This window comes from Streptomyces sp. NPDC006551 (genome assembly GCF_040611675.1).
GTDB lineage: Bacteria > Actinomycetota > Actinomycetes > Streptomycetales > Streptomycetaceae > Streptomyces.
This window is the reverse complement of record NZ_JBEXOT010000007.1, coordinates 78,943-95,663: the sequence shown is the minus strand read 5'-3', so window position 1 is coordinate 95,663 and position 16,721 is coordinate 78,943. Positions and strand designations below refer to the sequence as shown.

Here is a 16,721-nt window from a genome sequence, read left to right as displayed (position 1 = left end):
GACCACAGCAGAAAATATGGTCATTCCCGCTGATGGCGGGCAGACCTCGTGGATCGCGGGCACTTGGTGACGAGGCCGATCCACCACAGAGCGGAGGACTCAGAGAATGGCCGGCGCGATGCGCAAGATGGCGGTCTACCTCGGCCTCGTGGAGGACGATGGGTACGACGGCCGGGGCTTCGACCCCGACGACGACTTCGAACCCGAGCTGGAGCCGGAGCCCGAGCGTGACCGGCGCCACCACCAGCCCCCGCGCCAGGTGGAGCGGGAGGAGCCGGTGCGTGTGGTGCAGCAGCCCGCGCCGCGTGAACCGGTCGCGCATTCCGTCCCACTTTCCGCCGAAAGCGGACGTCCCGCGCGTATCGCTCCCGTGGCATCCATCACACCCGAACGTCCGAGCCTGGAGAAGAACGCACCGGTGATCATGCCCAAGGTCGTGTCCGAGCGGGAGCCCTACCGCATCACCACGCTGCACCCGCGGACCTACAACGAGGCCCGTACCATCGGGGAACACTTCCGCGAAGGCACCCCGGTGATCATGAACCTCACGGAGATGGACGACACGGATGCGAAGCGACTTGTCGACTTTGCCGCCGGACTCGTCTTCGGGCTCCATGGCAGCATTGAGCGCGTGACGCAGAAGGTGTTCCTGTTGTCGCCTGCTAACGTCGATGTCACGGCGGAGGACAAGGCCCGCATCGCAGAGGGCGGATTCTTCAACCAGAGCTGAGAACACGACACCGGTACGGCCCGGCCGAGAGGCCGGTCAAGCGAGAGTACGAGAGCCAGGGGAGAGGGAAGCGCGGGATGGGCGTCGCACTACAGGTGGTCTACATCGCGCTGATGTGCTTCCTCATCGTGCTGATCTTCCGGTTGGTCATGGACTACGTCTTCCAATTCGCCCGTTCATGGCAACCCGGAAAGGCGATGGTGGTCGTTCTGGAGGCCACCTACACTGTCACCGATCCACCGCTCAAGCTTCTGCGGCGGTTCATTCCGCCGCTGCGTCTCGGGGGCGTGGCACTCGACCTGTCCTTCTTCGTTCTGATGATCATCGTCTACATCCTGATCTCCATCGTGAGCAGCTTCGCGAGGTGAATGTGGACGATACGGTCTTGCCGACTGCCGACGACTACGTAGAGGTGAAGAAGAGATGCCGCTGACCCCCGAGGACGTGCGGAACAAGCAGTTCACGACCGTCCGCCTTCGAGAAGGCTATGACGAGGACGAGGTCGATGCCTTCCTCGATGAGGTCGAAGCCGAACTGACCCGCCTGCTCCGCGAGAACGAGGACCTGCGCGCGAAGCTGGCCGCCGCGACGCGTGCCGCCGCGCAGAACCAGCAGCAGGGCATGCGCAAGCCCCCGGAGCAGCAGGATCGTCCCGTCGGTCCCGGGGCCCCGGTGCCCGCCGCCATATCCGGACCGCCGGTCCAGCAGCAGCCCCCGCAGATGGGTCCGCCGCAGCTGCCCTCCGGTGCCCCGCAGCTTCCCGCCGGTCCCGGTGGCCACGGCCCGGGCCCGATGCAGGGCGGCCCCATGGGCGGCCCCGGCCAGATGCAGGGCGGCCCGATGGGCCAGCCGATGGGCGGCCCCATGGGTCACCCGCAGCAGCAGATGCAGCAGCAGCTTCCGCAGCCGGGCCAGGGCCCGGGCGGAGACAGCGCCGCGCGTGTGCTCTCGCTGGCCCAGCAGACGGCCGACCAGGCGATCGCGGAGGCCCGTTCCGAGGCCAACAAGATCGTCGGCGAGGCTCGTTCGCGCGCCGAGGGCCTGGAGCGGGACGCCCGCGCCAAGGCCGACGCGCTGGAGCGGGACGCGCAGGAGAAGCACCGCGTCGCGATGGGCTCGCTGGAGTCCGCCCGCGCGACGCTGGAGCGCAAGGTCGAGGACCTGCGCGGCTTCGAGCGCGAGTACCGCACGCGGCTGAAGTCCTACCTCGAGTCGCAGCTGCGTCAGCTGGAGACCCAGGCCGACGACTCGCTGGCTCCGCCGCGGACGCCGGCGACCGCCTCCCTGCCGCCGTCGCCCTCGATGGCCTCGGCGGGCGCGAGTGCCCCGTCGTACGGCGGGAACGGCACGATGGGCGGTGGCCCGTCGATGGGCGGTGCCCCGTCCTACGGTGGCCAGCAGCAGATGTCCCCGGCGATGACCCAGCCGATGGCACCGGTGCGGCCGCAGGCGCCGCAGCCGATGCAGCAGGCGCCGGCGCCGATGCGCGGCTTCCTGATCGACGAGGACGACAACTGACGGCGGCGGGTCGCGCGATGAGCGCGTAGCCGTCGGCAGGCTGAGGGCCGGGCCCCTGGGAAACCAGGGGCCCGGCCCTTTGCCGTGGGCGGGGCGGGGACGCCTGCGGCGGGGCTCCCCCCACCTGTCCCCCTACGCCCAGGGGCGTGGGGGAACCCCGGAGGGGGAGGCCCCTGCGGCGGCTCCGCGGGTGCGGCGGCGTCGCACCGCCGGGGCGGGGGATCGCTTCGCGGCGAGTCCGCGTGTCGGAGGTCGGCAGCTTCGCGCCGCGCGGAACCGGGGCTCGGTCCCGGGCCCCGGATGGGAGGAACTCGCGCGGCTCCGCGGGTGCGGCGGCGTCGCACCGCCGGGGCGGGGGGTCGCTTCGCGGCGGAGTTCGCCTGTCGGAGGTCGGCAGCTTCGCGCCGCGCGGAACTGGGGCTCCGCCCTGGGCCCCGGAGGGAGGGGGTGGCTCCGGCGCCCCGACCTTCGGGGGGTGGCAGCTTCGTGCCGCCGGACGCGCTGGGGCGAGCGGGTGGCTTCGCGGCGAGCCGCGCGCCAGGGGTGGCACCTTGGCGCCGCCGGACGTGTGTGGGGCGGTCGCTTCGCGGCGAGTCCGCGTGCCGGAGGTCGGCAGCTTCGCGCCGCGCGGAACCGGGGCTCCGTCCCGGGCCCCGGAGGGAGGGGGTGGCTCCGGCGCCCCGACCTCCGGGGGGTGGCAGCTTCGCGCCGCCGGACGCGCTGGGGCGAGCGGGTGGCTTCGCGGCGAGCCGCGCGCCGGGGCGGCAGCTTCGCGTCGAGCGGGAGGCGTCTGCTCTCCGGGACGGAGAAGGCCCGCCACCTTGTGGTGGCGGGCCTTGGGGCGCGGCGTGGGTGTTACGCCTTGCGGAGGCGGAACGTCAGGGAGAGGCCCTCGTCCGTGAAGGGGGTGCCGTAGGTGGCGTCCGCTTCCGTCGAGGCGAAGTCCGTCGCCAGGACCTCGTCCGCGATCAAGGACGCGTGGTCCGTGAGCGCCGAGGTGACCTCCTCGTCCGTGGACGTCCAGCGCAGCGCGATCCGGTCCGCCACGTCCAGGCCGCTGTTCTTGCGGGCCTCCTGGATCAGGCGGATCGCGTCACGGGCCAGGCCCGCCCGCCGCAGCTCCGGGGTGATCTCCAGGTCCAGGGCGACCGTCGCACCCGCGTCCGAGGCGACCGACCAGCCCTCCCGGGGGGTCTCCGTGATGATGACCTCCTCCGGGGAGAGCGTGATGTCCTCGCCGTTCACCGAGAGGACCGCCTCGCCGGAGCGCAGCGCCAGCGACAGCGCCGCCGCGTCCGCCGCCGCGACCGCCTTCGCCACGTCCTGGACGCCCTTGCCGAAACGCTTCCCGAGCGCCCGGAAGTTCGCCTTCGCCGTCGTGTCGACGAGCGAGCCGCCGACCTCGCTCAGCGAGGCCAGCGAGGAGACGTTCAGCTCCTCCGTGATCTGGGCCCGCAGCTCCGGCGAGAGGGCGGAGAAGCCCGTCGCCGCGACCAGGGCCCGGGAGAGCGGCTGGCGGGTCTTCACGCCCGACTCGGCGCGCGTCGCGCGGCCCAGCTCGACCAGGCGGCGGACCAGCAGCATCTGCTGCGACAGCTCCGGGTCGATCGCGGACGTGTCGGCCTCCGGCCAGGTGGAGAGGTGCACCGACTCCGGCGCCTCCGGCGTCACCGGAACCACGAGGTCCTGCCACACCCGCTCCGTGATGAAGGGGGTGAGCGGGGCCATGAGACGGGTCACGGTCTCCACGACGTCGTGGAGGGTGCGCAGGGCCGCCTTGTCGCCCTGCCAGAACCGGCGCCGCGAACGACGCACGTACCAGTTCGACAGGTCGTCGACGAAGGACGAGATGAGCTTGCCGGCCCGCTGGGTGTCGTACGCCTCCAGCGACTGCGTCACCTGGTCCACGAGCGCGTTGAGCTCGCTCAGCAGCCAGCGGTCCAGGACCGTGCGGTCGGCCGGCGCCGGGTCGGCCGCGGACGGCGCCCAGTTCGACGTACGGGCGTACAGCGCCTGGAAGGCGACCGTGTTCCAGTACGTCAGAAGCGTCTTGCGCACGACCTCCTGGATCGTGCCGTGGCCGACCCGGCGGGCCGCCCACGGCGAGCCGCCGGCCGCCATGAACCAGCGGACCGCGTCCGCGCCGTGCTGGTCCATCAGCGGGATCGGCTGGAGGATGTTGCCCAGGTGCTTCGACATCTTGCGGCCGTCCTCGGCGAGGATGTGGCCGAGGCAGACCACGTTCTCGTACGAGGACTTGTCGAAGACGAGCGTGCCGACCGCCATCAGCGTGTAGAACCAGCCGCGCGTCTGATCGATGGCCTCGGAGATGAACTGCGCCGGGTAGCGGCTCTCGAACAGCTCCTTGTTCTTGTACGGGTAGCCCCACTGCGCGAACGGCATCGAACCCGAGTCGTACCAGGCGTCGATGACCTCCGGCACGCGCGTGGCCGTCTTCGCGCAGCCCTCCGCCGTGCACGGGAAGGTGACGTCGTCGATGTACGGGCGGTGCGGGTCGAGCTCGGACTGGTCCGTGCCCGTCAGCTCGGTCAGCTCGGCGCGCGAGCCCACGCACGTGAGGTGGTCGTCCTCGCAGCGCCACAGCGGCAGCGGCGTGCCCCAGTAGCGACTGCGGGAGAGCGCCCAGTCGATGTTGTTGTTCAGCCAGTCGCCGAACCGGCCGTGCTTGACCGAGTCCGGGAACCAGTTCGTGTTCTCGTTCTCCTCGAGAAGGCGGTCCTTCACGGCGGTCGTACGGATGTACCAGGACGGCTGCGCGTAGTACAGCAGCGCCGTGTGGCAGCGCCAGCAGTGCGGGTAGCTGTGCTCGTACGGAACGTGCCGGAAGAGCAGGCCGCGCGCGCCCAGGTCGGCCGTGAGCTGCTCGTCGGCCTTCTTGAAGAAGACGCCGCCGACCAGCGGCACGTCCTCCTCGAAGGTGCCGTCGGGGCGGACCGGGTTCACGACCGGCAGGCCGTAGGAGCGGCAGACCTTGAGGTCGTCCTCACCGAACGCGGGGGACTGGTGGACCAGACCCGTACCGTCCTCGGTCGTGACGTACTCCGCGTTCACGACGTAGTGCGCCTCGGCCGGGAACTCGACCAGCTCGAAGGGGCGCTGGTACGTCCAGCGCTCCATCTCTGCGCCGGTGAAGGACTCGCCGGTGGTCACCCAGCCCTCGCCGAGCGCCTTCTCCAGGAGCGGCTGGGCGACGACCAGCTTCTCCTCGCCGTTCGACGCCACGACGTAGGTGACCTCGGGGTGGGCCGCGACCGCCGTGTTCGAGACCAGGGTCCAGGGCGTGGTCGTCCAGACGAGGAGCGCCGCCTCCCCGGCGAGCGGGCCGGAGGTCAGCGGGAAGCGGACGAAGACCGACGGGTCGACGACCGTCTCGTACCCCTGCGCCAGCTCGTGGTCCGACAGGCCGGTGCCGCAGCGCGGGCACCAGGGGGCGACGCGGTGGTCCTGGACGAGCAGGCCCTTGTCGAAGATCTGCTTGAGCGACCACCAGACCGACTCGATGTACTCGGGGTCCATCGTCCGGTACGCGTCGTCCAGATCCACCCAGTAGCCCATCCGGGTCGTCAGCTCGGCGAAGGCGTCGGTGTGGCGGGTCACGGACTCCCGGCACTTGTCGTTGAACGCGGCGATGCCGTACGCCTCGATGTCCTTCTTGCCGGAGAAGCCGAGCTCCTTCTCGACGGCGAGCTCGACCGGCAGGCCGTGGCAGTCCCAGCCGGCCTTACGGGCCACGTGGTAGCCGCGCATGGTCCGGAAGCGGGGGAAGACGTCCTTGAAGACGCGGGCCTCGATGTGGTGGGCGCCGGGCATGCCGTTGGCGGTGGGCGGGCCTTCGTAGAACACCCACTCGGGGCGGCCCTCGGACTGCTCCAGGGTCTTGGCGAAGACCTTGCTCTCGCGCCAGAAATCGAGCACGGCGTGCTCGAGCGCGGGCAGGTCGACCTGGGCGGGCACCTGGCGGTACTGCGGCGGTTTCATCGGCGAGCTTCCTCCGGCGGACTGCTTCGTTTCCGTCCGGAGGGACGAGAGCGCCGTGCTGCGCGGCTCCCGCGGTACCACCCTCCTTGGCCCCGGGCGGATGCCCGTGGCCCCCTCATTGGGGTCGCGATGCCGGTTCTACTGGCCGAGGGCTGCCCCACGGCGTTCTTCCGGCGGCTCCGGGGTGATGCTTCACATCGGGCTCGCCCCCGGGCTCTCACCGTCCCCGGGTCGCTCATGGCTGCGTACGACGCTACTCGTCCCCATCCAAGCCTTTCGCTGCGCCCAGTGTACGGGCCCCGGGGCGGCGCGGCAGACCGGTTTTCCGGTGACCCGAATGGCCACATGAGGTGCCGTGGAGTTCGGCGGGGCCATGTGGGGGAGCGCGGGGCGTGATTACCGGGCGGGGAGCTGGGCACAACGGATGCAGGCTCGCCGTGCCAGAGGCATGGGCGGGTCCGAAAACGGCGGCGTGCCCCGTTGCCGCGGGCCTTGGGCCGATTTATCGTCCCAGCACGATTCGCGAGCAAGATCACAAAATGTGAAGGGGCCGCGACATGGTGGCGAAGAAGACCGCCGCGAAGAAGACCTCGGCCACCGGTTCCGCCGGCGCGGGCGGGTCGGCCAAGGACGTGACCGGCAAGAAGTCGACGGTCACGAAGAGGGCGGACGCGACGGCCCCGGCACGCAAGAGCACGGCTAGGAGCACGGCCAAGGCCACCGCCTCGGACAGGGCCGCGAAGAAGGTGGCCGCGGCCCCGGCGAGGAAGGCGGCGGTGAAGAAGGCCCCGGCGGGGAAGGCGGCGGCGAAGAAGGCGGTTCCCGAGGAGGCGGTTCCCGAGGAGGCGGCGAAGAAGACGACCGGCAAGAAGGCCCCGGCCAAGAAGGCCCCGGCCAAGGAGGCACCGGCCAGGAAGGAGGAGGTCAAGAAGACGGCGGTCAAGGATGTCCCGGCCAAGAAGGCGGTCGCCAAGAAGACCGCCGCCGGGAAGGCGGCTGCCAAGGAGGTGCCCGCCAAGAAGGCGGCGACCAAGGAGGCTCCCGCCAAGAAGGCGGCGACCAAGGAGGCTCCCGCGAAAAAGGCGGTCGCGGCGAAGACACCCGCCAAGAAGACCCCCGCCAAGAAGACCGCGGCCAAGAAGGCCCCGGCCGATAAGGCGGCCCCGACGCAGGCCCCGGCCGAGAAGCCGGCCGCCCCGAGAGCTCGGAAGACCCCGGCGAAGAAGACCGCCGCCAAGGAAGCCCCGGCCGAGAAGACGGTCGTCGAGAAGAATCCGGCCGGCAAGGCCGGGAGCAAGAAGAAGGCCGCTACCGCGGCGCAGGTGGAGCAGACAGGAGCCATGACGGTGGCAGCGAAGAAGACCGCGGGTGGCGTCACGACGGCCGAGGACGAGGCCGCGGTGCCCCAGGCCCGGGCCGGCGACCTCGCCGTGCGCCCGGGGGAGGACCCCTGGACGCCCGAGGAGGTCACGGAAGCCCGCTCCGGGCTCGAGAGCGAGGTGCTCAGGCTCCGTACCGAGCTGCTCCACTCCCAGGAGGAGCTGACCGGTCTCATGCGGGACCCCGGGGACGGCGCCGGGCACGACGAGGCCGACACCGGCACGAAGAACATCACCCGCGAGCACGAGCTGGCGCTGGCCGCCAACGCCCGCGAGATGCTGGAGCAGACCGAGCACGCTCTGGAGCGGCTCGACGCGGGCACGTACGGCCTCTGCGAGGTCTGCGGCAAGCCCATCGGCAAGGCACGCATGCAGGCCTTCCCACGGGCCACGCTGTGCGTCGAGGACAAGCAGAAGCAGGAGCGCCGGGGCTGACGCCCGCGTACCCCGGTGCCGTACCCTCGGGGGCAGTCAGGCACCTAGGTTGAGGGACTCACGTGGTAGAGGCGGAGCGCATCATCGGTACGCCGGATTCGGCAGGGGCCGACGAGAGCGAGGCACCGGGCGAGCGGCCGAAGGGCAGGCGCAGGATCGTCGCGCTGTTCGTGGTGGCGCTGGTCGCGTACCTCCTCGACCTCGGCAGCAAGATGCTCGTGGTCGCCAAGCTGGAGGGCCACGAGCCGATCCGCGTCGTCGGCGACCTGCTGACGTTCCACGCGATCCGTAACCCCGGCGCCGCCTTCGGCATGGGTGAGGCCTTCACGGTCATCTTCACCTGCATCGCGGCGGCGGTGATCGTCGTGATCATCCGGCTGGCGCGCAAGCTCTACAGCCTGCCCTGGGCGATCGCGCTCGGCCTGCTCCTGGGCGGTGCGCTCGGCAACCTCACCGACCGGATCTTCCGCTCGCCCGGCGTCTTCGAGGGCGCGGTCGTCGACTTCATCGCGCCCGCGCACTTCGCCGTCTTCAACCTCGCCGACTCCGCGATCGTGTGCGGCGGCATCCTGATCGTGATCCTTTCGTTCCGCGGTCTGGACCCGGACGGGACCGTCCACAAGGACTGACCTCGGGACAGGGCGGAGCCGACACAAGGCATACTCGACGGGTGAGTACCAGTCCCGAGATCCGCACGCTGCCCGTTCCCGACGGCCTTGAGGGCGAGCGCGTCGACGCCGCCATCGCCCGTATGTTCGGGTTTTCCCGTACGAAGGCGGCCGAACTGGCCGCCTCCGGGAAGGTCCAGGTCGACGGCTCCGTCGTCGGCAAGTCCGAGCGGGTCAGCGGTGGCGCTTGGCTCGAGGTCGAGATGCCCGGCGCCGCGGCGCCGGTGCAGATCGTGGCCGAGCCCGTCGAGGGCATGGAGATCGTCCACGACGACGACGACATCGTCGTGATCATGAAGCCGGTCGGTGTGGCCGCGCACCCCAGCCCCGGCTGGACCGGCACCACCGTCATCGGCGGCCTCGCCGCCGCCGGATACCGCATCTCCACCTCCGGCGCCGCCGAGCGCCAGGGGATCGTGCACCGCCTCGACGTCGGCACCTCCGGGCTGATGGTGGTCGCCAAGTCGGAGCGGGCGTACACCCTGCTCAAGGCGCAGTTCAAGGAGCGCGTCGTCGACAAGCGCTACCACGCGCTGGTGCAGGGTCACCCGGATCCGATGAGCGGCACGATCGACGCGCCGATCGGCCGGCACCCGAACCACGACTACAAGTGGGCCGTGACCGCCGAGGGCAAGCCGTCGGTGACCCACTACGACCTCATCGAGGCGTTCCGGGCGGCCTCGCTGCTCGACATCAAGCTGGAGACCGGCCGTACGCACCAGATCCGGGTGCACATGTCGGCCCACCGCCACCCGTGCGTCGGCGATGTCACGTACGGCGCCGACCCCACCATGGCCAAGCGCCTCGGCCTCACCCGGCAGTGGCTGCACGCCGTGCGGCTCGGCTTCGAGCACCCGTCGGACGGGCAGTGGGTCGAGTTCGAGAGCACGTACCCGGCCGACCTGCGGAACGCCCTCGACAAGATCGCCGCGGAGAGCGAGTGAGCGTCGGTTTCTCCGTACGGGAGGCGCTCGGTCAGGACGACCGGGACGCCTGCTTCGCGGTGCGCAGGGACGTCTTCGTCGTCGAGCAGAACGTGCCGCGGGAGATCGAGTACGACGCGTACGACGCGACGGCGGTGCACGTCCTCGCCGTCCGCGAGGACGGGCTGCCGCTGGGCACGGGCCGGCTCCTGTACGGCGCGGACGCGGCCGGCAAGACCGGCGGCGACGCGTCCGTGGGCTCCCTGGGCCGGCTCGCCGTCTCCCGGGCGGCGCGCGGTCTCGGCGTCGGCGCGGCGCTGGTCCGCGCGATCGAGGACGCCGCGCGCGAGCGTGGTCTGAAGGCCGTGGACCTCCACGCCCAGACACACGCGCTCGGCTTCTACGAGCGGCTCGGCTACGAGGCGTACGGACCGGAGTTCCCGGACGCGGGCATCCCGCACCGCGCGATGCGCCGGGCGCTGTAGGCCGTATCTCGCCCTTCCCGCCGGGCTCGCGAAGCTCGCGGGCGGGCAGGGTGAGCGGCGTCGTACGCCGGTTTGTCCGGATCCGAACCGGTGCGTGGCAGGGTGGAGACCCTCGTCGTCGACGCGCCGGAAGGCGGAAGGGCACACCGTGGATCAATTGGCCCTGCTGTTCCTGTTGTTGCTCGGGGCGCTCCTCACCGTGCCGCTCGGTGACCGGCTCGGGCTGCCGGCCCCGGTGCTCATGACCCTCATCGGGATCGTGCTCGCCTTCCTGCCGTTCGTGCCGAACGTCGAGATCCCGCCCGAGTACATCCTTCCGCTCGTCCTCCCGCCCCTCCTCTACGCCTCCGTACAGCGCACCTCCTGGCGGCAGTTCGCCGCCAACCGACGGCCCATCTTCCTGCTCGCCGTCGCGCTCGTCTTCGTCACCACCGCCGCCGTCGCCGCCATGGCGAACGCGCTCGTCCCCGGGCTCCCCATCGCGGCCGCCGTCGCGCTCGGCGCGCTCGTCGCCCCGCCCGATCCGGTCGCCGCGACCGCCGTCGCCGGATCGCTCGGGCTGCCGCGCCGGCTCGTCTCGATCCTGGAGGGGGAGGGGCTCTTCAACGACGTCACGGCGATCGTGCTCTACCACGTGGCCATCGGGGCGGCCGTCGGCGGGACGTTCTCCTGGGCGGGTGCCGGCGCCGAGCTGGTGCTCTCCGCCGTCGTCGCCGTCGCCGTCGGGCTCGGGCTCGGCTGGCTCAGCAACAAGCTCATCGGGATCCTCGGCGAGGCCACCCTGCAGACCGGGCTCACGCTGCTCGTCCCCTTCGTCGCCTACGTACTCGCCGAGGAGCTGCGGGGCTCCGGCGTCCTGGCCGTTCTCGTCGTCGCCCTCTACCTCGCCGAACACGCCGTCGACGCCGACGACGTGATGGGCCGGCTCGCCGGGCAGACGTTCTGGCAGATCGTCGACACCCTGGTCACCGGGATCGCCTTCGGGCTGATCGGCCTCGAACTCCACCACGTCTTCGGCACGGCGGAGGACCGGATCGGCGAGATGCTCGGCTGGGGCGCCGCCGTGGTCGGCGTCGTCGTCGGCGTACGGCTGGTGTGGCTGCTGCCCGCGACCTGGCTGGCGAAGCGGCTGCACACGCGCCGGGACTACGAGGAGGAGATCCCGGTGAGCTGGCGGGAGACCGTCGTCATGTGGTGGTCCGGGATGCGGGGGGTGGCCTCGGTGGCGCTGGCGCTCGCCATCCCGCTGCGTACGGAGGACGGTTCTCCGTTTCCCGGCCGCGACCAGATCGTCTTCATCGCCTTCTGTGTGATCATCGCCACCCTCGTCGTCCAGGGCCTCACCCTGCCCTGGCTGGTCAAGCGGCTCGGCGTGCGGGCCGACGCGGACGCCGAGCGTGCGCTGGAGCGGGAACTCGCCCTCCGTGCGGCGAAGGCGGCCAAGCGCCGGCTGAAGGAGATCGACAGCGTCGAGGAGCTGCCCGAGGAGGTCCAGGAGCGGCTGCTGCGCGGGGCGTTCGACATCGGGGCGCGGATCAGCCCGGACATGCTCGACGAGGAGCGGCGGGCGGCCTTCGCCGAGCGGGCGGAGCGGGTCAAGGTGGTGCAGCGCATCCAGCGGGAGATGATGTCGGCCGCCCGGCACGAGGTCCTGTCGGCGCGCAGCGAGCCGGGCGCCGACCCGGAGGTGGTCGACCGGGTGCTGCGGCAGCTCGACGTCCGCAGCATGCGGTGACGTGCCTCAGCCCCGGCCGGTGCGCGGCGGCTCGTCGCCGCCGTCCTTCCTGTAGGCGTCGGCGTTGTTGCTGTGGATCTCGGCGGGGAGCGGCGGCGGCGCGTCCAGACGCCTTCCGGCGTCTCGCGGCGGCGGTACGGCGTCCGACACGGCGATCCGGGGCAGGGCGTGCGGGTACTCCTCGGCCAGCCAGGCGATGAGCTGTTCCCGTACGGTGCACCGCACGGTCCACACGTCGTCCGCGTCCTTGGCCGTGACCACGGCGCGCACCTGGATGGTGCTGGGGGTGGTGTCCGTGACGGCCAGGCTCCAGTCGCGGCCGTCCCAGGCGGGGCAGTCCGCCAGGATCTCCTTGAGCTTGTCGCGCATCGCGGCGACCGGAGCGAAGTGGTCCAGGTGGAAGAAGACCGTGCCGGTCATCTGGGCACCGCCGCGCGACCAGTTCTCGAAGGGCTTGCTGGTGAAGTACGACACCGGCATCGTGATGCGGCGCTCGTCCCAGGTCCGTACGGCGAGGAAGGTCAGGGTGACCTCCTCCACCACGCCCCACTCACCGTCCACCACCACGGTGTCCCCTATGCGGACCATGTCGCCGAAGGCGATCTGGAAGCCCGCGAAGAGGTTGCCGAGGGTGGACTGGGCGGCGATGCCCGCCACGATGCCGATGATGCCGGCGGAGGCCAGCATCGAGGTGCCGACGGTGCGCAGGGCCGGGAACGTCAGCAGCATGGCCGCCACGGCGACCACGGCGACGACCGCCGTCACGATCCTCATGATCAGCGTGACCTGGGTCCGTACGCGGCGGACGCGGGCCGGGTCGCGGCTGATGGAGGCGTACCGGGCGAAGGACGACTCGACGACGGCCGCGGCGATCCTGGTGACCAGCCAGGCGCTGGAGCCGATCAGCACGAGCGACAGGCTCTGGCCGATGCCGGCCTCGTGCTCCTCGACGAGGGGCCACCGCGTCTCCCGGTAGGTGCCGCGCAGCACGGCCGTGAGCAGGACCGCCTGGAGCGGAATCCGGCAGCGGCGGAGCAGCCCCCACAGCGGGGTGTCCGGGTGCCGTGCGTCGGTTCGGCGCAGCAGCAGGTCGGCGAGCCAGCCCGCCAGCAGGGTGAGCAGGACCGATCCTCCGAGGACCAGCATGAGGCGCACGAGGTCTTCCTCTCCTCCGTGATCGGGGTGCGGGGGCCCGGCTGGCAGGATGGATCGCATGGACATCATGCTTTTCCACTCGGCCTACGGTCCGCGTCCCGCCGTGGAGGCCGCGGCCGAGCGGTTGAGGGCCGCCGGGCACCAGGTTCGCGTGCCCGACCTCTTCGAGGGGCAAACCGCGGAGACGGTCGAGGAGGGGATGGAGCTCCAGAAGTCGATCGGCAAGGACGAGCTGCTGAAGCGGGCGGTCCTCGCCTCCGCGCCCTACTCCGACCGCGGGCTCGTCTACGCCGGCTTCTCGTTCGGTGCCTCGGTCGCGCAGACCCTGGCCCTGGGGGACGAGAAGGCGCGGGGGCTGCTGCTGCTTCACGGCACCTCGGACATCGCCGAGAGCGCGTCGGTCGACGACCTTCCGGTACAGCTGCACATCGCGGACCCGGACCCCTTCGAGTCGCACGACTGGCTGACGTCCTGGTACCTGCGGATGGGGAAGGCGGGGGCCGACGTGGAGGTCTACCGCTACCCGGGCGCCGGCCACCTGTACACGGACCCGGACCTGCCCGACTACGACGAGGCGGCGGCCGAGGAGACCTGGTCGATCGCGCTCGCCTTCATCGAGAGCCTCCAGGACGGGTGAGAGGACGCGGACCGGGACGCGTGCGGGAACGCGAGAGAGGGCGCGGCGGGGGCTCTCCCGCCGCGCCCTCCCTCAGGCGATCCGGTTTCAGCCGGCGCGGTACGCGGTCCAGGCGTCGGTCATCCGCGTGACCTGGCCCACGGTGAACTGGGTCATGCACGCGTCGTAGGTGTAGTCCATGAAGTTCTTGATCGGGTCCACACCGGGCTTGGACGCGCAGCTGTCACGTCCGACCGGGCACTCGTAGGCGGGGCTCTTCTCGGCCGGGGTGTCGCTGACGTAGTCGCCGTTGCCGTTACAGCCGCCCTGGAACGTGTGGTACAGCCCCAGCCAGTGGCCGACCTCGTGGGTGGCGGTGTCGCCCTCGTCGTAGTTGGTCGCCGAACCGCCCGGGAGCGAGGCGTCGAGGACGACCACACCGTCCATGGACGGGTTGGAGTTGTACGAGGACGGGAAGGTCGCCCAGCCGAGCAGGCCGCCGCTGAGGTTGGCGGTGTAGAAGTTCAGCGCGCCGGCGCCGCCCTGGCGGAGCGTCGACTTCATCTCCTTCTCGGCGGTGGAGCCGGAGGAGAGGTTGTACCAGGACGCGTTGTCCGTGTAGGTGGTCGCCGCGAGGGTGAACTGGAAGTTGGTGTTCACATTGCCGGTGCCCTGGCCGCCGAAGGCGGAGTTGAGGACCGCCATCTGGTTGTTGATGTCGGTGGCGCTGAGCTTGCCCGTCGTACCGCTGTGGATGACGTGGAAGTAGACCGGGATGTCGACGACGCCGGCGGTGGCGTTCATGCCGCCGGCGCGGGACGACTCCAGTCTCTTCTTCAGGTCCGCGTCCATGGCCTTGGCCTGGGCGGCGGTGACCTCGTTGGGCTCGTGGCCGTGGGCGTCGGCGCCACGGGACTTACGGGCGCTGGAGTGGGCGTCCGTACCGTCCTCGCACTCCTCGGCGGACAGGGCCGCGGCGGAGGTGTTCAGGGCCGGGGCGGCCGAGGGGGCGGAGAGGGGGGCCAGGGCCAGGGTTCCGGCCATGACGGCGGTGCCGAGCATACGACGTGACATACGCGGCGATATACGGGCAAGAGCACGCACGGTGACTCCTCGCGGGGGGTTGTGGAGAGGGACTTCCTCGCCACCGCGGGGAGATTACGGGTCCATGTCAGACGCTGATGAGGACCGATCAAGCCCAATCATTCCTAGGGCATATCAGGTCATCGAGAAGAAAAATTTGCGCTCGTTCCGGAGTTTGAGATGTCGACGTAACGAGCGAGGGTACGGAGGCGGGTGGTGTGTCCGGATTCGATCGCCCGAACACCACCACCCGACCTCGTGATGTGATCTCCCGTTAACAGAAGGAATCATGGCCGAAAATCGACCATGCCGTCCTCTCAGAGCACCGGCTGGTACACCCGCTCGACACGCTGCGTTCCGCTGAGCGTCCGGTAGGAACGTGCCCAGGCGGTCGTCGCGTCCGCCCTCGCCTTGTCGGAGACCGTGTAGTAGTCCATCTGCGAGCGCTCGGCCGTCACGTCGAGCACGCCGTAGCCGTGGTGGTCCATGTCCACCCACTTGACATGGCGGTTGGCTGCCCTGAGCGCCCCCGCCGCGACCACCGAGACCGTCCCGGGCGCCACCCGGAGGATGTCGTCGAGGTTGTCCGAGGTCACCGAGGTCACCACGAACTCGGTCGCCGCCGACTGCGACAGCGGATACGTCGCCGCCTTCACCGGTACGTCGTTGGCCCACGCCATGTGGATGTCACCGGTCAGGAAGACGGTGTTCCGGATGGATCGCCCGGTCAGATGCGCGAGCAGCTCCTTGCGGTCGTCCGTGTAGCCGTCCCACTGGTCGACGTTGACCGCCAGGCCCTCCTTCGGCAGCCCGAGCAACTCCGCGAGCGGCCCGAGCAGATGGGCCGGCAGCGAGCCGAAGGCGACCGGCGAGATCATCACCGACGTACCGACCAGCTTCCAGGTGGTGTCCGAGCCGGCGAGGCCCGACTTCAGCCAGTCCAGCTGGGCGCGCCCGGTGAGCGTGCGCTCCGGATCGTCGACCGCGCCGTTCCCCACGCTCGACTGCCGGGAGCGGAAGGAGCGCAGGTCGAGCAGGTGCAGATCGGCCAACTTGCCGAAGCGCAGCCGCCGGTAGACCGTGCCCTCCGTGGAGGTGCGGACCGGCATCCACTCGAAGTACGCCTGCTTGGCGGCGGCCACCCGGGCCGCCCACGCGCCCTCGGCGCCCTCCGTGTGGTTCTCCGCCCCGCCCGACCAGGCGTCGTTGGCGAACTCGTGGTCGTCCCAGATCGCGATCACGGGGTGGGCCGCGTGCAACGCCTGGAGATCGGGGTCGGTCTTGTACGTCGCGTGCCGGACGCGGTAGTCGGCCAGCGAGACGATCTCGTGCTTCGGCTCGTGCGGCCGGACCGTGGACCCCTCCGCCGGGTAGCCGCCGCTGGCGTACTCGTAGAGGTAGTCCCCGAGGTGGAGGACCGCGTCCAGGTCCGCGCGGGCGGCGAGATGGCGGTACGCGGAGAAGTAGCCGGCCTCCCAGTTGGCGCAGGAGACCACGCCGAAGCGGACGCCGGCGGCGGTGGCGTCGTGGGCCGGAGTGGTGCGCGTACGGCCGACCGGGGAGACGGTCCCGCCGGCCGTGAAACGGAACCAATAGGTGGTCGCCGGGCGCAGACCCCGGACGTCCGCCTTCACGGTGTGGTCGGAGAGAGCCGTGGCGGTGGCGGTGCCACGGGCCGCGATCGTGCCGAAGGCGCGGTCCTCCGCGATCTCCCACGCGACCGTGACATCGGGTCCTTCCAGGGAGCCGGGCACGGCGGCGCGGGTGGGGGTGACGCGCGTCCAGAGCAGGACGCCGTCGGGCAGCGGGTCGCCGGAGGCGACGCCGTGGAGGAAGACGGGTGCCTCGGAGTCCGCGGTGGCGGGGGAGGCGGCGCCCACCAGGGCCGGGGTGGCGACGGCCGTGACGGCGGCGGCTTTCACGACCGTACGGCGGGTGGGTGCTGAGGATATGAAACGACTGGTCACGGGCAGTCAGATTACTGACCAGTACGAC

General features: G+C 70.9%; 13 protein-coding genes. 9 read left to right on the top strand and 4 right to left on the bottom strand.

All coding sequences use genetic code 11. The annotated features are described in order from the left end of the window. The first annotated feature begins 106 nt into the window (after positions 1-106). The 3 genes from sepF (at position 107) to ABZY12_RS10545 (ending at position 2,248) form a co-directional block, all read left to right on the top strand. Complete coding sequence (sepF, locus tag ABZY12_RS10555) at positions 107-730, top strand: cell division protein SepF (protein WP_356888908.1); 624 nt, start codon at positions 107-109, stop codon at positions 728-730. 77 nt (positions 731-807) lie between these two features. Continuing rightward, the gene (locus ABZY12_RS10550) at positions 808-1,098 is read left to right on the top strand and encodes a YggT family protein (RefSeq protein WP_019885526.1); all 291 of its coding nucleotides are present in this window, start codon (positions 808-810) and stop codon (positions 1,096-1,098) included. Positions 1,099-1,153: 55 nt separating this feature from the next. Then, positions 1,154-2,248 carry a DivIVA domain-containing protein gene (locus tag ABZY12_RS10545; protein ID WP_356888907.1) on the top strand — a complete coding sequence of 365 codons (1,095 nt, stop codon included), beginning with the start codon at positions 1,154-1,156 and terminating at the stop codon, positions 2,246-2,248. Positions 2,249-3,103: 855 nt separating this feature from the next. On the opposite strand, the gene ileS is transcribed toward ABZY12_RS10545, so the two are convergent. After that, a complete protein-coding gene (ileS, locus tag ABZY12_RS10540) occupies positions 3,104-6,247 on the bottom strand; it encodes an isoleucine--tRNA ligase (protein WP_356888906.1) in 3,144 nt (1,047 codons plus the stop codon). Positions 6,248-6,804: 557 nt separating this feature from the next. On the opposite strand from ileS, the gene ABZY12_RS10535 reads away from it, so the two are divergent. The 5 genes from ABZY12_RS10535 (at position 6,805) to ABZY12_RS10515 (ending at position 11,872) form a co-directional block, all read left to right on the top strand. Further along, the gene (locus ABZY12_RS10535; RefSeq protein WP_356888905.1) at positions 6,805-8,061 is read left to right on the top strand and encodes a histone H1-like repetitive region-containing protein; all 1,257 of its coding nucleotides are present in this window, start codon (positions 6,805-6,807) and stop codon (positions 8,059-8,061) included. Between the two features lie 62 nt (positions 8,062-8,123). After that, positions 8,124-8,690, top strand: a complete 567-nt coding sequence (gene lspA, locus ABZY12_RS10530; protein ID WP_356888904.1) for a signal peptidase II — start codon at positions 8,124-8,126, stop codon at positions 8,688-8,690. A 41-nt stretch (positions 8,691-8,731) separates the two neighbouring features. Beyond that, on the top strand, positions 8,732-9,673 hold the full coding sequence (locus ABZY12_RS10525) for an RluA family pseudouridine synthase (protein ID WP_356888903.1): 942 nt from the start codon (positions 8,732-8,734) through the stop codon (positions 9,671-9,673). Then, on the top strand, positions 9,670-10,137 hold the full coding sequence (locus ABZY12_RS10520) for a GNAT family N-acetyltransferase (protein ID WP_356888902.1): 468 nt from the start codon (positions 9,670-9,672) through the stop codon (positions 10,135-10,137). The genes ABZY12_RS10525 and ABZY12_RS10520 overlap by 4 nt, the downstream gene beginning before the upstream one ends. A gap of 148 nt (positions 10,138-10,285) precedes the next feature. Beyond that, on the top strand, positions 10,286-11,872 hold the full coding sequence (locus tag ABZY12_RS10515; RefSeq protein WP_356888901.1) for a Na+/H+ antiporter: 1,587 nt from the start codon (positions 10,286-10,288) through the stop codon (positions 11,870-11,872). Between the two features lie 6 nt (positions 11,873-11,878). On the opposite strand, the gene ABZY12_RS10510 is transcribed toward ABZY12_RS10515, so the two are convergent. Beyond that, positions 11,879-13,018, bottom strand: a complete 1,140-nt coding sequence (locus ABZY12_RS10510) for a mechanosensitive ion channel domain-containing protein (RefSeq protein ID WP_356889010.1) — start codon at positions 13,016-13,018, stop codon at positions 11,879-11,881. 58 nt (positions 13,019-13,076) lie between these two features. Between ABZY12_RS10510 and ABZY12_RS10505 the strand changes: the two genes are divergently transcribed. Continuing rightward, positions 13,077-13,664 (top strand): dienelactone hydrolase family protein, encoded by a 588-nt coding sequence (locus ABZY12_RS10505; protein WP_356888900.1) that lies wholly within the window; start codon positions 13,077-13,079, stop codon positions 13,662-13,664. A gap of 87 nt (positions 13,665-13,751) precedes the next feature. Here ABZY12_RS10505 and ABZY12_RS10500 read toward each other — a convergent pair whose 3' ends face one another. Together ABZY12_RS10500 and ABZY12_RS10495 are read right to left on the bottom strand one after the other, a co-directional pair. After that, positions 13,752-14,717, bottom strand: a complete 966-nt coding sequence (locus tag ABZY12_RS10500; protein ID WP_356888899.1) for a zinc metalloprotease — start codon at positions 14,715-14,717, stop codon at positions 13,752-13,754. A 326-nt stretch (positions 14,718-15,043) separates the two neighbouring features. Continuing rightward, positions 15,044-16,693, bottom strand: a complete 1,650-nt coding sequence (locus ABZY12_RS10495) for an alkaline phosphatase D family protein (RefSeq protein ID WP_356888898.1) — start codon at positions 16,691-16,693, stop codon at positions 15,044-15,046. Positions 16,694-16,721 lie beyond the last annotated feature (28 nt).

Excerpts from the sequence above, each read along its gene's own strand:
- ABZY12_RS10505 (WP_356888900.1), top strand. The coding sequence starts at position 13,077 with ATGGATCGCATGGACATCATGCTTTTCCACTCGGCCTACGGTCCGCGT.
- ileS (WP_356888906.1), bottom strand. The coding sequence starts at position 6,247 with ATGAAACCGCCGCAGTACCGCCAGGTGCCCGCCCAGGTCGACCTGCCC.
- ABZY12_RS10500 (WP_356888899.1), bottom strand. The coding sequence starts at position 14,717 with ATGTCACGTCGTATGCTCGGCACCGCCGTCATGGCCGGAACCCTGGCC.
- ABZY12_RS10535 (WP_356888905.1), top strand. The coding sequence starts at position 6,805 with ATGGTGGCGAAGAAGACCGCCGCGAAGAAGACCTCGGCCACCGGTTCC.
- ABZY12_RS10545 (WP_356888907.1), top strand. The coding sequence starts at position 1,154 with ATGCCGCTGACCCCCGAGGACGTGCGGAACAAGCAGTTCACGACCGTC.
- ABZY12_RS10510 (WP_356889010.1), bottom strand. The coding sequence starts at position 13,018 with ATGCTGGTCCTCGGAGGATCGGTCCTGCTCACCCTGCTGGCGGGCTGG.
- ABZY12_RS10550 (WP_019885526.1), top strand. The coding sequence starts at position 808 with ATGGGCGTCGCACTACAGGTGGTCTACATCGCGCTGATGTGCTTCCTC.
- sepF (WP_356888908.1), top strand. The coding sequence starts at position 107 with ATGGCCGGCGCGATGCGCAAGATGGCGGTCTACCTCGGCCTCGTGGAG.